Source organism: Acinetobacter lactucae (assembly GCF_013122135.1).
Taxonomy (GTDB): Bacteria; Pseudomonadota; Gammaproteobacteria; order Pseudomonadales; family Moraxellaceae; genus Acinetobacter; species Acinetobacter lactucae.
Map to the genome: position 1 here is coordinate 1,596,185 of NZ_CP053391.1, position 15,931 is coordinate 1,612,115.

Sequence of the window (15,931 nt, forward strand, 5' to 3'; positions counted from 1 at the left end):
TTGTTGAAAAAATAAAGTCATAGCCTGCAAATGTCATTTGCTATTCGTTTCTTAAGAGCAATCGAATGTTTATTCATATTCGATTTCCTTAATTTAATAAGGCTGGGCGGGCTTGGTGTGGTTTGTACTCTGAATAATTCCACACATTAACAAGGATTTTCACTAGGCTCTATTATAGAGTAGGTTTACATATGATATTCCAAGTAGCTCATTTTTTACTCGGATTTTATCATTTTTTTCAACTGATCCTAGCTAATTGCTTTTTTGTTTTTAGTAATTTGTTTCTCGCTCTATTGGGGAACGAAAAGAAAATATTTTGGGGTACTTTGTTGAAAATTATAAAATAATTGTGATTTATATCACATTTAATTGGGGTGGATTCATCTAATCTAGTTTTGCATTGATCAATATTTTAGGATATTTAAGGCTTAACTTTTTATTATGTTTGATTTTACTTTGTGAATAAAATTGAAATTTGCTGATAAAATGTAATTTTTTATTATTGAATGTTAATAATAATTATTATCATTTGTATTTGCAATTAAATGTGGATATTCTCCGTAGGTATTTATCCCTCCACAGAGTAATCCTGATGAGATCAATCACAAATAAAATTGCCTTGCAGCATTTAGTGAACTCATATTTACAAGAAACAGGTCATGGTCGTTTTCTCTCTTTAACAGAACAATCTCCTCATTTAACAGAAAGAGGTAAGGGTAAAGTTTTACTGAGTATCCCTTTACACGCAATCAATGGGGTTCTTTATGCACCGATTGAATATTTCAGTCAGGTGGGGCGACACCGTTTTGCTGACTTGCCGTGGGTCGAGCGGGAAGGTCAAAATCTGGCACTCAGCCCTGTAAATATTGCGGCAAATTTATTAGAAAATTTAATTGAACAATCTAAAGCCCAGCAAATTGATGCATCTTCATTGCTGGAATGTTGGATTCAGAGTCACAGGGCGCTGCATCAATTTCTTGGTCATCGTGAGCCAGACTTTGATCAGATTATAGCAAAACAGCAAAATTTTATTCAGAGTGAACAGGCATTGGTACTTGGCCATAGCATGCATCCTTCACCAAAAAGTCGTCAGGGTTTTGTACAGGATGACTGGAAGATTTTTTCACCTGAAACACAGAATACCTTCAAAATGCAATTTCTATATGTGCACCCAGAGCATATTGCTTCGGACAATGCACATAAAATTGATATTCCCACCCAGTTCAAACATGATTTAGAACCATATTTCAATTCGTTTCACCGTGCAAAAATAGCTCAATTTCCTGATTATGCCTTGTTGCCTTTACATCCATGGCAGGCACGTTATCTAAAGGATAAGGATTGGTATCAACAGCTTTTACATGAAGAGAAATTGATTGATTTTGGCGCATTAGGCTGGGATGTCAAGGCAACAACTTCAGTACGTACATTGTACAGTGAGCAATCACCTTGGATGTTCAAGGCATCTATGACTGTGGCTGTGACTAATTCAGTTCGGGTCAATCTGTATAAGGAATGCCACCGTGGTTTGTTGAGTTATCAGCTGTGGCATGATGATTGTCTAAGTGAATTTAGGCAGAGAAATCCGAACCTTCAGGCTTTGAGTGATCCTGCTTGGATTGCATTGAAATTTGATGGTCAAGTACTAGATGAAACCATCTGTATTTTGCGTGAAAATCCATTTAAGGTCAGTGATGATGTGACTTGTATTGCTTCATTGTGTCAGGATCATCCTGTATTGGCAAAAAATCGTTTCAGTGAAATTTTTGCAGATATTTCAAAACAAACAGGTCAGTCTCAGTCGCAAGTTGCCTTGCTATGGTTTGATCGCTTCCTAGAAATGACCATTCTGCCATTGATGGAGTTGTATCATGAATATGGAATGGCTTTTGAGGCACACCAACAGAATACCTTGATTGAATTGGAACAGGGTATGCCTAAAACAGTATGGTTTAGGGATAATCAAGGATTTTACTATATCCGTGAGCTTGCCACAGAAATTTTGAAACATTATCCGACATTGGCAACTGATGGTCAGGCAGTGTGCTCGTTGTCACTGGTGGATGAACGTTTTCGTTATTACTTTATTGGTAATACCTTATTCGGTCTAATTAATGCCATAGGTATGACTGGCGCCGTTCAGGAGCAACAATTAATTGAAATGCTGCAATCCTACCTGTTGCAGGCCTATCAAAAATATCCTGAAAGCAATTTATTAAAGACTGTTTTACATCATGAAACTTTTCCTTATAAAGGCAATATGATGACACGTCTGTATGAGTTGGATGAGTTACAAGCTGATATTTCTCAGCAATCAATCTATGTTGATTTAAAAAATCCACTCTATGTTAGACAAGTTATTGAGGAGGCCGACTATGCTTGATTTCATCGGTGTTGGTCTGGGGCCCTTTAATCTAAGTCTTGCTGCGTTGGTGAATCAGCATGCTTCATTGAAGTATTGTTTCTTTGAAAAACGGGAAAATTTTGACTGGCATGCAGGCTTACAGTTGCCAGGTGCGATGTTGCAGGTCCCTTTTATGGCCGATTTGGTCAGTCTGGTTGAGCCGACAAGCCCTTATAGCTTTCTGAACTATTTAAAGGCACAGCAACGCCTCTATAAGTTTTACTTTCGTGAGAATCTGTATATTCCACGCAAAGAATATAACCATTATTGCCAGTGGGTAGTACAGCAGTTGCATGATCTACATTTTGGTCATCGAGTGGTAGACGTTGCCCCAATCTCTGGAGGTTTTCAGGTAATTGCTGAACAGCGTGGGCGATTGTCCATTCATCAGACCCGCAAACTGGTATTAGGGGTGGGAACAGTACCGCGACTACCCAAACCATTACAAACAATTTCAGAACAAACCGTATCTTGTTTGCACTCTTCTAGCTATCTACAGCAGTGTACCGATAATCTTTCTGGCAATGTGGTACTGATTGGCTCTGGTCAATCTGCAGCGGAAATTTTTATTGATTTATTTGATCAGCAGATTTCATCAGAAACAGGCAAGCCCAAATTCCATTTATATTGGTTGACCCGTTCCGCAGGTTTTTCACCCATGGAAAATACACCATTGGGTCTGGAAAGCTTCAGTCCAGATTACATGCGTTATTTCTACCATTTACCAGAAGCTCTCAAGGATACTCTGCCAACTGCACAGGCCCACTTGTACAAGGGAATCAGTAGCAGAACTATTCAGGAAATCTATGAGCGCCTTTATCACCGTAGTATTGGACAAGCGGATACCTGTGTGACTATTGCCGGCAACTATCAGTTGGAGAATGCACAGTTACATGGGCCGAATAATATTCAACTTGAATTTTTACAGACTCAGCAAAAGCAGGTGTTGAAACTTCGGGCAAGTACCGTGATTGCAGCAACCGGTTATCAATATCCTGCACAGACGTTCCTGAATAAGCTAAATGACGGGATTGTATTAGATAGCCAGCAACGCTGGAAAATTAGTGAGCATCATCAACTGCAGTATCAAGGAGATGGTGAGATCTATATACAAAATACCAGTCTCCAACACCATGGCGTTGGGACTCCAGATCTGGGCTTGGGTGCATTTCGTTCCGCACGGATTGCCAATCAGATTCTGAAAGAAAACTATTTTGATGTAGATGGGAAACAAGGCTTTCAGGATTTTCAGCTGGATAGTCAGGCCTTGACGACTGAATTCAAGATAAATAATTCCCGAACAAATACAGTCATGCCGCGTCCCTCTGGGAAAACCGATGATCAGTATTTAAAAGTCATGAGCAAATAACACAGGGGACAGGAGATGGCTGAACAGCCACAACCACTGTTGCAGACAGAAAATCCTGAATCTTCAGGGTTACAACGTTGGGTGATGATCTGTGTGATGTTGGGAACTGGCACGGTCAGTATAAACAACAGTAGTTTTAACCCCGCTATTCCTCAGTTGATGCATGATTTTCAGATCAATGAAACAGCAGTTAGCTGGGTGATGGTTATTTTTCTGCTGAGTATGAGCCTGAGTCTATTACTCACAGGTTATGTAAGTCAGCGATTTGGTAAACGTCAGGTATATCTGACTGCACTGATAGTCTTTGGTTTGAGCTCGCTGTATGGTGCTTTTGCAGGGCATTTTGGAACTGTACTGCTGGTTCGTGCTTTACAAGGCTTTTCAAGTGGATTGATGATCCCATTGTCTCTGGGAATTATATTTATGGTAACTCCGCCTGCGCAGCGGGGTACTGCTACAGGGTTATGGGGTGCCATGATCATGCTGACTTTGGCATGCGGCCCCATGCTGGGTGCACTGGTTTTGGTGTGGTGGAACTGGCAGGTGTTATTTTTATTGAATGTTCCGCTGGCGATCTGTGCATTGGTGATGGGGTTACGGTGGTTGCCGTCACAGCAGACTAATTTGAGATTGTTACGTTTTGACTGGAGTGGTTTTGTACTGCTTGCTGTGGGCATTGTAGCGTTGCTGCTCAGCTTGAGCAAAATCCAGCAGTTGAGTGACATCCAAACGTCTGAGTTTCTGTTGTTGTTCAGTACAGGCATTGCGGCATGTGGTGGCTTTTTCTGGTTCAGTCGTAATAAGCCCAATGCTTTAATTGACTGGCAACTATTTACCAGTAGTGGTTTTAACTACAGTGTCATTATTTCAGTTGTACATACTATCGGACTGTTCATTACCTTACTCCTGATTCCACTGCTGTTACAAAATACTTTAAAGCTCAGTCCAGTGTGGACAGGGCTGATCCTGATGAGTAGTGCGCTGACCACCAGTCTATGTAGTCAATGGGCGGGTAAATATCTCGATCAACATGGCGCCCGACAATTAATTTGTTTTGGTCTTCTGTTGACTGTTGCTGCATTCGCTGGTTTGGCATTGATTCCAGGTACACATGTCATATCCCTGATGTTTTGTATGATCTTGCATGGGCTGGGATTTGGTTTGTCCTATATGCCAGCGACAACAGCTGGGTTAAATAGTCTGGAAGATCAAGAACTGGTGACTCAAGGAGCCGCTGTTAATAACTTACTGCGCCGGATTTGCGCTGCAATTGCTGTCGTGGTTGCTGCACTCTATCTGCAAATTCGTACACACAATATTCCATATTCACCAGAACTCGCAATTGCTCAAATTCATGCGATACGGGAACTATTTTTGATCTGTGCAGGCGTGATGCTGTTGGCATTACCCGCGGCATGGAAGTTTCCGAGTCAAAAGCAAGCGGACGTTTTGGTCCAAAATCAATAAAGGTAAAAATAATGGGCAATTTACATTCAGCACTTTCCACGACCACACATTCTGTGAATACAAGCACTTTGGCGTGGCAGCAACCTGATCAATCCACGATGAAAAAAGTTGAACAGCGTGTAATCAAACAATTGCTACAGGCATTGATTTATGAAGAGGTGATTCCAGCCCAGTTTGAGGATGGTGTTTTTTATATAGATGTGATCAATTCACAAGGGCAATCGGTACGTTATGTAGCTGCAGGACAGCGACATCTCAGTTTTGGCCTAGTACGCATGAATGCTACAGATGTCATCCGTGAGGATCATCAGGGACAGAAAACGGTTGCGCAGTTGAATTTGGTGATTGATGAGGTCATCCGAAGTATTCCACAAGCAGCCCAGATTGATGGTTTTATCAGTGAGTTGAAGCGAACTTTTATTCATGATGTGCAGTCTCAGCACTGCCAGAATGAGTATGCACTACCAGCAGCACAATATAGTTATGATGTGCTGGAAACCTATCTGATGGATGGTCATCCCTATCATCCTTGTTATAAATCCCGAGTGGGTTTTAACCTGCAGGATAATTTGAAATATGGGGTGGAATATGCACAACCTATCCATCTGGTGTGGATTGCAGTACATCAGTCCATATTTTCCCATAATGCATCCAGTCATTTAAATGCGGATGATTTTCTGCAGCAGCAATTGACTGAACAGGATCAGCAAGAGTTTACAAAGGTTTTGGGTCAACAAAAAAATGCAGATGAGTATATTTGGTTACCCGTTCATCCATGGCAATGGGAAAATACTATTGTGCATGTGTTCTTTAAGGAAATTGCTGAACAGAAGATTGTTTATCTGGGACGAGGCGAATATGCCTATATTGCTCAGCAGTCACTGAGAACACTGACCAATTTACAACATCCTGAAAAGCCTTATATCAAATTGTCCATGAGTCTGACAAATACCTCAAGTTCACGGATATTGGCGACACATACAGCAATGAATGGGCCGTTAATTACAGATTGGCTACAGGGTTTAAAAAAGAACAGTGAAATTGCCCAAAAATTGGATTTTGATATTCTTGGTGAAGTACATGCCTCAGCAGTGGATTTCACTCGTCTACCTGAATCACATGCCAAACAGGCATATGGAACTATTGCCAGTTTGTGGCGTGAAAGTGTTCAACAGTATCTAAAATCTGGTGAAGATGCTATTCCTCTGAATGGAATTGGTCATGTCCAGAAGGATGGGAAGTTACTGATCGCACCTTGGCTGGATCAGTATGGTGTGGATGCATGGGTTGGGCAATTGCTGTCTGTGGTCATTCAGCCAATTCTATATTTACTCTTTGCTGAAGGAATTGGAACTGAATCGCATGGGCAAAATATTATTTTGGTTCATCGTAATGGCTGGCCAGTACGAATCATTTTAAAGGATTTTCATGATGGGGTCCGCTTCAGTCCTGATCATCTGACCCATCCAGAAGCTTTTCCGGTCTTGCATGCATTACCCGCAGAACATGCGAAAGCTAATCGTATGTCATTTATTCTCACGGATGACCTAAATGCAGTGCGGGATTTTAGTTGCGCTTGTCTATTCTTTGTTGCATTGAGTGATATTGCCATAACACTAAAACAGCACCTTGACTTTAGTGAACAGGTCTTCTGGCAAAAAGCAGCAGATATTATTCATCATTTTCAGCAGCAATATCCCGAACACCAGTCACGCTATGCTGTGTTTGATGTCTTTGCAGAGCAATATTGTATTGAATCGCTAACCCGCCGCCGCTTATTCGGTGATGGTGATGTACAGATGCGTTATGTAAATAACCCTCTGTTCCATTTCCGTCAGCCTGTTTAGGGGAATAAATAAATGAATACCATGGTGTTTTCACCTGCCGTTTCAGGGCAGGAGATATTGATGGATTTGGTTAATAGTCTACTTGCTGAGCAATATATTTCAGAATCGGAGATCCTAACAAAGGATGAAGCTCAACGACTATGTAGACAAAGGTTTCAGCGTGGACTTGAAACAATTTTTGACAGTTATACAGCTGGAGAGCATTTTGCAGTTTTATTTAATTCTGCACAGACTGAGTGTTTGATTCTACCGCTGAAACAGGGTTTGAAACAGCCTTGGCAAATGTATGTTGGAGCATCAATCTGTAAGCTTAGCTTGGACGAAGCACAGGATTATCATGTTCAGAAACTAAGTGCATTGCAGCTATTTGACTTCATGCAGCAATTACACTGTTTCAACTCTGCTGATACATCAAAACTGGCAGATTTTCGTGCAGATTTAAAACAGGCAATGTTGCATGCAGAATTGTCTCAGCAACATCAATTGTCCTTCTCAGAATGGTTAACGCAGCATCCCGCAGACTTATTTATACAGCTGGAGCAGTATGCTGCTTTGCGGGATCGTCCCTATCATCCGCTGGCCAAATTAAAGGACGGTTTTAGTCCCGATGAATATCAGTATTTCAGTCCTGAATTTGCTCAGGATATGAATGTTCACTGGGTTGCAGTAAATAAAGAAAAGTTGGTCTATGGGAAGGATGTTACTGAGATCAGCAGGCAGCAACCTGCGCGTATTTTTCTGAATGCGGAACAGTTCCTGATATTGAAACAGGAGTGCGATGAAAAAGCGCTGGGGGATAGCTATTTAGCAATTCCCCTACATGCGTGGCAGTTCAAGCATGTGCTGTCCGACAAATTTTCTGAAGAGTTGCACCATAAGGATATTATCCCTTTAGCGTTCCAGTCTAGCGGCTGGTACGCCAGTTCGTCACTAAGAAGTCTTCTTTCAGCGACACAGCCACAGGATAGTCTAAAATTACCACTTGCAGTTAAGTCTTTGGGTTCATTGCGTTTTTTGCCGATTGTAAAAATGATCAATGGGCAAAAGAATCAGCAACTATTGCAGCTTGCTAAGCAAAAAGATGAGGTCTTAAAAAGACGTCTGTGGTTATGCGATGAAAATCAATGGTGGGCTTATCTTCCAGAGCAACAGGATAATTTAACGCCAGATAATTTAATGCTATTCAATGAACGGCCGATGCATCTCGCTGCACAGCGCCGTAGAATTCCTGCTGAGTTGTTACAAGCACCTTATCAGATTATTCCTATGGCTAGCTTAGGGCAGCTGATGGATGGGCAGGGATGTGTATTTGATTTGATTCTCAAATGGCAGAATTTAACGATCACACCACAGCATATCTGCAATACTTTTGCTGCATTATGCCGTGATTTCTTTGAGGTGAATTTGCGCCTGTTCCGTCTTGGTCTTATGGGCGAAATTCATGGCCAAAATATTTGTATTGTACTAGAACACGGGCAATTCGCTGGTTTCATGCTACGTGACCATGATTCTGTCCGTATTTATCAGCCGTGGATGCAGCAGCAGGGTCTGCCTGATCCGGATTACCTGAGTCCACATGATTTTCGTATTACGCTGTATCACGACAGTGTGAAAAGTTTGATTCTCTATCTGCAAACACTCGGTATACAGGTCAATTTGGCGAGTATCTTGGAAACTGTTGCAGAGTTCTATCAGATTGACTCGGCGGATTTATGGCGCGTATTGGCTCAGCAGTTACAGCAAGCGCTGGATGATGTGCCATTTACGGATACAGCCCGCGCTGAATTAAAGCATATCCTGTTTGATAGTGAGTTGTGGCCATATAAGCAACTGATCCGTCCGCTACTTGAGCAAGATAATCGGGTGGGAAGTATGCCAAGCAGTATGGGAAGTGTGCCGAATGTATTCAGGAGTGTTGTTTAACTTCATGAATAGAGAAAACTCAGGTGTGCAGTCACAGATTGCAGTATTGAATATTGAGTCTGATTTTAAAATGACAGAATCTAATATACCAGTACTTAGGCAGTTGCTGGCTGAACGCTTGAATATTCAATTTGATGTGCTACCTGTAGAGGATCAGCAGATACTGAGTTTTACAGATCTGCTAAATCCCTCTGCATGTCTGACAGCATTAAATGATTTTGGTTCCCGCGTGGGTGCAGTAAGTTTAACCTGCACTACATCCATGTTCATTAAATATTGGGCTGTTCCTCTGTTATTTCCATATTTTTATGCCTTGACTTCTGAGGAAATTGATTTGCCATGGGAAATATCCTGTATTTCCACAGTATTGCCTCCTGACTGGTATTGGGACAGAACACTGCATCTGATTAATCTGCCTCAATTACAGCATGGAATCAGTAGAAAACAGCAATCTTTTGAAGGATATGTGCGATTCATACTAGATGACCTGCAAAAGTTGTTTGATGTCCTCGCCCGTATAGGGAAAGTACAGAAATTTTTGTTGTGGGAAAATACTGCATTACGGATTCTGCAATTTTACGACATGATGAACAGAAAAGGAGGGAACCAAGCCTTACTCAGCCGTATCCAGTTTCAACGGCAGTTTTTGATAGATTTACCTGCAGCTGATCTGGGTCTAAAACAGAACCCATTTTATTTACTGGATCAGAGTCGGCAGCAATCGTCCACGACCTACCAACGTAAAAAATGCTGCTTTTATTTTCAGTTACCTGAAGCACAGAAAGAATATTGTGCAAGCTGTCCATTACTGAGACAGGATAAACACAGAGGTAAATACTCATGCAAGACCAGTTAAATAATTTAATCCAGAGCTATGCAGGTATTGCCAGTTCAACCATTGGTCATGTATTGGACCAAGGGCATTTACCACAGATTCATGCGATTAACCAAATTGGGCATGCGGTGGGCCGAGTGCGTACGGCTACATTGCATTCAGTCAATGGTATGGCACTGCGTCAGGCTTTGCTGAACAGCCAACCGGGTGATGTACTGGTCATTGATGCACGTCAGTTGGAACATCGTGCCTGTTGGGGAGAACAGAGACATCGCGCTGCCATATATCATCAGCTTGCCGCTGTAGTGATATTGGGTGCTGTAACGGATGTAACTGCTTTAAGAAACATGAAGGTCCCCGTTTTTGCTTCATCGGTCAGTTGTCTGACTACACGTCAGCAGGGAAAGTGTGTAGTGGAGTTTGACCAGCAAATACAAGTGGGAGATACCTGTATTTCCCCTGGTGACTTAATGGTTGGAGATGCCGATGGTGTGTTTATTTTGAGTCCAGATATTGCCCATCATCATCTTGAGCAATTTCAGCAAATGGAAATCCAAGAACGGCAGAAACGGGACCAGTTTTTTAGCGAACATTCAGCACAAGATTATTACCACTTTACTGCATCTGCATGAAATTGAATTGAGAAAATATTTATGATGACATTATCTTCACAGCTGTTGGATGAGTTCCATTACGAGGAAAGAGGAATAGCCTATGGATTAAGGGCTGTGCAACTCCCGCAGGATTTTCCATTATTGTATAAATGGATGCATGAACCTCATGTCATTCCCCAGTGGCAGCTGAATAAACCGGAGCTTGAACTGGCAGTTTACTTTGAAAAGATGATTTGTGATGATCATCAGCGCTTATTTATTATTACGATTGAACATGCTGATGTGGGTTATCTTGAGATATATGAAGCCAAGCGTGATCGACTGGCGCTTTATTATGATGCTGATGACTCTGATCTGGGCTGGCATATTTTATTTGGTGAAAAACATGTGCTTGGGCAAGGGCATTTCAGAGCTGTTATGCGCATGATGAGTTATTTTATTTTTGAAAATTCAACTGCCAGTAGAATAGTAGGTGAGCCGGATGAAAATGTAAAATCTTATGCCTATATTGCAGAAGATATTGCTTATCAAGCGCAGAAAAAAATAAAGATGTTAGAAAAAACAGCAGTTCTATATCATTGTTATCGAAATGAATTTTACTCACGCTGTGGAAGTTATCGGCAACGTGATGGACTAAATGAATTAGAAATGAGAGTACAGTAAAATATAATAAATCAACAACTTAATTTTTTATCTCGAATAGTCAGGACCAGTTTGATATATAGCATCATTTTTCATAATCATATGCTCTTACATACCATCTTAATCCATGATCGATTAAAGAATGATGGGCAAGTTTTTTTGGGAAAACCTAAATCAGACTGTTAAAAAAAGTCGAATTTTAATATCTGTATTTCTCTCTAATAGAATAAGAGAGGCTACATGAAATTGTGAAAGTTGATTGATAATTAACCGTTAAACGTGACAAATCATTAAAAAAAGTCCAGACACTAGGGTTGGACTTTTTATTAAATAATAAGGCATATTACGTTAATTTTAGAAAATTTAGAACAGTCTCTCCCAGTTCTAAATTTAATAATTTATAGTATAACTTAGCACAAAAGTACGACCTTCGGCTGGGATTGCTAACAATGAGTTAGCATTGGTTACTGCTGCTTGTTGAGCGAATACAGTTTTATATTGATTTCCCCATAGATTATAGACACCAAAGTCCACACGACCTTTCGCCACAGGGAAATGTGCTAATACATCCATGGTTGTATAACCTTTAATCTCTGCTGCGCTATTACTATCACTCAGTCCAGCTGATTTTAACTCTAGATCATCTTTATAAGCTTTATCAGTTCCTTTGATCGCAAGCATTTGAGCACGTACACCATAGCCTGCCGTATTATTCCATTCGGCAAACAACGTACCTTTCATTGGTGAAACTGCAAAAGCATTTAACTCATGCCAATTATTGGCTCCATCCTTGTACTGGCCTCTTGTATAACCTAAAGTCCCACCTACCTTATAATTTTCCATGAATGGGTAACTTACTGTTGCTTCAGCCCCATAAATTCGCTGGTCGGTATCAACAACATTTACAGAACGATCCGAGTTAAATTGAACGACTTTATCAGAAGTATTATAAAAACCTGTTACGCCCAAATTCAAACCTTTATCTTGGTTCAAGCGCCAGCCTAGTTCATAGCTATTCACAGTGATTGGAGCAATACCAGAGGTAGTTAAGGTATATGCTGCAACATCACGTAATACACGTTGCACATCTGGATAACTGTAGCCTTGTGAAAAGTTAGCATAGACTTGCTGAGCATCAGTGAGTTTATAGACAGCACCTAGGTTAAACAGGAATTTATCTGAATCTGTAGAGTCTGCAGCCATTAATGTATACGGCTTACGTGCAGTTAAATAGCTGTCTGTGTCCGCTTGAACATATTGGTAACGCACTCCAGCTTGAATATTAAGCTGATCTGTTACTGCATAGTCCCCTTGTATAAAGGTACCAATATTCTGAATTTCAGTATCTGGTCCTGAGCCTTGTTTTTCTCCAGTTGGGGTATAAACTAAACCATTATTGCTTGGAATATAGTAGTCCGCCCACTGATGATCTTTTTCCCAGTCATAGTCTAAGCCATAAGTTAGTTTTAAATCACGGTCAGCAACAACAAGATCAGACTGTAAAGTTGAACGAATACCTGCATAATCCACATTTGATTGACTTTGCTTTACACTAACACCGTCAGTTGAATAACCATAAGGTACAAAGCGTGACTTCTCCTTTCGATAGTACGCTTCCACATTCAGAACTTGACCTAAGAAATCCTGATTTTGGTACTGTGTATTAAAAGCATAACGTTCAGTAAACGGCTGATTATCTAAGCTCCAACCTTTGACAGCTTTGTAAGATGGATCTGTTTTTGTGAGCAAATAAGAATAATCAGGCCCATATTCTGTATCTTGTTCATCTTTATAGTACTGAGCACCAAAACTAAGAGTCTGATTATCTGTTAAATTAAAGTTTACACGACCATTCACATCAACGGTGTCAGTATCCATAGTGCTACCCTGCCAAGGGCTTAATGAAATACGATCCCCATTACCATCAAATTGAGAGCCTCGATTGGTATAGTCTATGCCAAGAAAACCGTCGACTTTATCATTTGCAAATGAAGCCGTTTGGCCAACTTGATAAGCCAGGCTGTCACCGCGGAAATTATCGGCCGATGTCACACCTAATTTTGTTTGAAAGCTAACAGGCTTAGACTTGTCAGCGCGTTTGGTAATAATATTAATAATTCCGCCAGTCGCACCTGAACCATAGATACTGGTCGCACCTGAAACGATCTCAATATGATCAATCATATTTGGGCTAATACTATTCAACTGACGGGCTACATCACGTGAACCCGTTTGTGATACGCCATCAATCATCACTAGTACATTACGTCCACGCATAGTTTGACCATAATTACTGCTCGTTCCACTGCTTGGTGCTAAAGATGGAACTAGTTGTGCCAAAACATCTGCAACTTTACGCCCTGGACCAGCCTGTTGCGCAATTTCATCAGCAGAAATGGTTTGAACTGTTCCTGCAATTTCAGCAATGCTTTTGGGTGTACGTGTCGCTGTTATCACAATTGTCGGAAGTTTAGCTTCAGCATTTTGTGATTCGGTAGTTGTTTTAATTGAACCATCGGCATAAAGATGGGTACAAATTGCTGTTGTAAGTACGCAAAGACTGAAGGGTAACAAGCGCATTTTTATTCCCAATTAGTAAATATTAATATTGGTGCAAATAGTAGTCATTATCATTATAGATGTAAATAGTAGTCATTACTATTATGGGGATAAAATCTTTATTAGTTATTTAACATGGTAATCCCGCTAAAAATAAAGGGTTATGCGATTATGGACGCCCTAGTGAATTTTCCAGCTTATAAGGGGGGAGTGGATTTTGGAATTTATAATGTGTGGAATAAAGACTATCGCACGGTTTATAGCTAGCAGTTAGAAATTACCTTTTCACCAGTGTCTAGTATGCGGGCACAAGGGCATACCTTTGGTTTGAATTATACTTTTAATTATTAATTGATTTTAGCTAAAAGCTGGTGTTAAGTTTTTAACTTTGACTTATCACCAGCTTTTTTATGCTGATTTGACTCTTAGTAAACTTATGAAGAATATCGCTGTTTGGCTTGTTTATAGGCCTCAAGATTAATGCACTGAGCTCCCAAGCTTGTGATTTTTGCTTGATCGATTTGAAGTTCATCCCACTTTTGCATTTGTTCGAGTAGCCAATAAAAGTCTTCTACTTTTGGAAGAGCACTTTCTTTTACTAAATGACGAACAATATTCTGAATCATATAATATTTATCGACATGCACTTCTTCTGAGCAATGAAAACGTACAATTCCAGACTCGACCAATAATTTTAAAATTGGGGAAAAATCTTCTAATTCACCAAGCTCTTGCTGAGCTTTCATAATTGCGGTGGTGAGCGCAACTAATGTTTGTGGATGTTGCTTAGCCCATTCTTGCGTTACGGCTAAAACCTTGTCAGCTACAGATGGAATAATGTTTTGACTGGAGCAAATCATTTTACTTAAACCAAGAAGCTCACCTTGGGTATTCCAAGGTTCACCCACACAAAAACCATTAATAACATGATTATCCAGTGCTTCGACCATATAAGGTGGTGGTAATGTTTTGAGCTGGATCGACTGCGCGAGTTTTAGATTTGCTAAAGCTAACCATTCTCTTAAACAATAATGGTGAATAGAATGCTTAAACACATGCGCTAACGAAATGGAGTGACCTTGTTCAATATAATCGCTCACTTTTTGTGAAGACATTTGTGCGGTGTCATTTTCTTGAATTGCAAGCTGATGAGTAAGCTTTTGGCTTAAGCTAATGAAAGCACGGTTTTCACTTAAAACCAGTGAGGTTTGTAAAGGTGTACCAATTTGATCTGCGCCTACAGCGGCTGCAGGTAACATCGCCGATAAGCAGTGAGCTGCATCTAGTAGTCCAAAAGCAAGACGGTCGCGCAGACTTGCCCAAGATGCTTCTTTAACTAAAGTGACATCTAAACCTTGTTCTTCAAAGAAACCTCTTTGTTTTGCCCAAAGCAATGCAAGACAATCAAGCAAAGGAATATAGCCGAGTTGTAATTGAGTCTTTTCTAATGTGCTCATTTATTCATCCTTAAGTTGATTGCCAAGTAATTTTTGAGCGTCAAGTAAACGCCGTGCCATTTCTCCAATCGTAATCCGGTGGCTCATCGCATTTTTTCTAAGAAGCTGGAATGCAGTTTCTTCAGGTAGGCCATGCAGTTGCATAAGTAACACTTTGGCTTTTTCAACATCTTTACGGTCGGCAAGTTTGGTTTGAGCCTCTTTTAAATCACCTTCAAGTTTTTTGTGCTTTTTATATTGTTCAATTGAGATTTCTAAAATGGTATGCAAGCGGGAAGGGTCAATGCCATCGACAATATAAGCAGTGACTCCCGCATCGATGGCTTGTTTAATGGTGTCTTTATCAGAATTTTTGGTAAATAGAACTGTAGGCAGGTCATAGCTACTGACACAGCTTTCAATAATGTCACGATGAGGATGATCCATATCAAGCAAGATCACATCAGCTTGTAAATGTTCTAGACGAAAGATATTTAAATGATCCAAAGTAAGGCACGCAACTACTTCAAAATCATTTTCAAGCAAACTTTTTCTTATATAGTCGGCTCGCGCATGATCATCATCAATAAGGGCTATTTTGAGTTTTGGCATAAGTTCAGAAAATCAGGCTAAGAAAATGCGCCAATTCGACGCGTTTTTGTTATCAATTATTTAAGCAAGATTAATGCCATAGCAAACTAAAGAAAAAATCGAGCTTTAACGTTAAATTAGCATGCTTAAAGGCATAATTGATCAATCTTGGTGCAAAAATACGATTCATTTTGTAGCAGAGCGTATTTTTATCTGACCATTATAAATGTGCAACATTAGAGCA

The 15,931-nt window shown here is 40.3% G+C and carries 11 protein-coding genes and 1 pseudogene; 9 read left to right on the top strand and 3 right to left on the bottom strand.

The features are described 5' to 3' along the window. Positions 1–592 precede the first annotated feature (592 nt). Genes HLV59_RS07400 through HLV59_RS07435 form a run of 8 tightly spaced genes read left to right on the top strand, consistent with a single transcriptional unit; the run spans position 593 to position 11,122 of the window. Positions 593–2,383 (top strand): IucA/IucC family protein, encoded by a 1,791-nt coding sequence (locus HLV59_RS07400; protein ID WP_016145688.1) that lies wholly within the window; start codon positions 593–595, stop codon positions 2,381–2,383. Then, the gene (locus tag HLV59_RS07405) at positions 2,376–3,773 is read left to right on the top strand and encodes a lysine N(6)-hydroxylase/L-ornithine N(5)-oxygenase family protein (protein WP_016145687.1); all 1,398 of its coding nucleotides are present in this window, start codon (positions 2,376–2,378) and stop codon (positions 3,771–3,773) included. The genes HLV59_RS07400 and HLV59_RS07405 overlap by 8 nt, the downstream gene beginning before the upstream one ends. Before the next feature lie 15 nt (positions 3,774–3,788). Beyond that, positions 3,789–5,240 carry an MFS transporter gene (locus tag HLV59_RS07410; RefSeq protein WP_171429655.1) on the top strand — a complete coding sequence of 484 codons (1,452 nt, stop codon included), beginning with the start codon at positions 3,789–3,791 and terminating at the stop codon, positions 5,238–5,240. Positions 5,241–5,251: 11 nt separating this feature from the next. Continuing rightward, a complete protein-coding gene (locus tag HLV59_RS07415; protein WP_171429656.1) occupies positions 5,252–7,087 on the top strand; it encodes an IucA/IucC family protein in 1,836 nt (611 codons plus the stop codon). Between the two features lie 12 nt (positions 7,088–7,099). After that, positions 7,100–9,010, top strand: a complete 1,911-nt coding sequence (locus HLV59_RS07420; RefSeq protein WP_216606764.1) for an IucA/IucC family protein — start codon at positions 7,100–7,102, stop codon at positions 9,008–9,010. Then, complete coding sequence (locus HLV59_RS07425) at positions 8,988–9,866, top strand: (2Fe-2S)-binding protein (RefSeq protein ID WP_081173477.1); 879 nt, start codon at positions 8,988–8,990, stop codon at positions 9,864–9,866. The genes HLV59_RS07420 and HLV59_RS07425 overlap by 23 nt, the downstream gene beginning before the upstream one ends. Beyond that, the gene (locus tag HLV59_RS07430) at positions 9,851–10,477 is read left to right on the top strand and encodes an RraA family protein (protein ID WP_081173479.1); all 627 of its coding nucleotides are present in this window, start codon (positions 9,851–9,853) and stop codon (positions 10,475–10,477) included. Before HLV59_RS07425 ends, HLV59_RS07430 begins: the two co-directional genes overlap by 16 nt. Positions 10,478–10,498: 21 nt before the next feature. Then, positions 10,499–11,122 carry a GNAT family N-acetyltransferase gene (locus HLV59_RS07435; protein WP_016145681.1) on the top strand — a complete coding sequence of 208 codons (624 nt, stop codon included), beginning with the start codon at positions 10,499–10,501 and terminating at the stop codon, positions 11,120–11,122. 369 nt (positions 11,123–11,491) lie between these two features. On the opposite strand, the gene HLV59_RS07440 is transcribed toward HLV59_RS07435, so the two are convergent. Continuing rightward, positions 11,492–13,681: a TonB-dependent receptor gene (locus HLV59_RS07440; RefSeq protein ID WP_171429657.1), complete on the bottom strand. Its 2,190-nt coding sequence runs from the start codon at positions 13,679–13,681 to the stop codon at positions 11,492–11,494. A 129-nt stretch (positions 13,682–13,810) separates the two neighbouring features. On the opposite strand from HLV59_RS07440, the pseudogene HLV59_RS18640 reads away from it, so the two are divergent. Then, positions 13,811–14,011: pseudogene (locus HLV59_RS18640) on the top strand (hypothetical protein); the annotation flags it as partial. Between the two features lie 83 nt (positions 14,012–14,094). Here the strand turns inward: HLV59_RS18640 and HLV59_RS07445 are convergent. Together HLV59_RS07445 and HLV59_RS07450 are read right to left on the bottom strand one after the other, a co-directional pair. Continuing rightward, a complete protein-coding gene (locus HLV59_RS07445; protein ID WP_125699273.1) occupies positions 14,095–15,117 on the bottom strand; it encodes an ABC transporter substrate-binding protein in 1,023 nt (340 codons plus the stop codon). Continuing rightward, positions 15,118–15,708, bottom strand: a complete 591-nt coding sequence (locus HLV59_RS07450; protein WP_016140698.1) for an ANTAR domain-containing response regulator — start codon at positions 15,706–15,708, stop codon at positions 15,118–15,120. Positions 15,709–15,931: the final 223 nt, after the last annotated feature.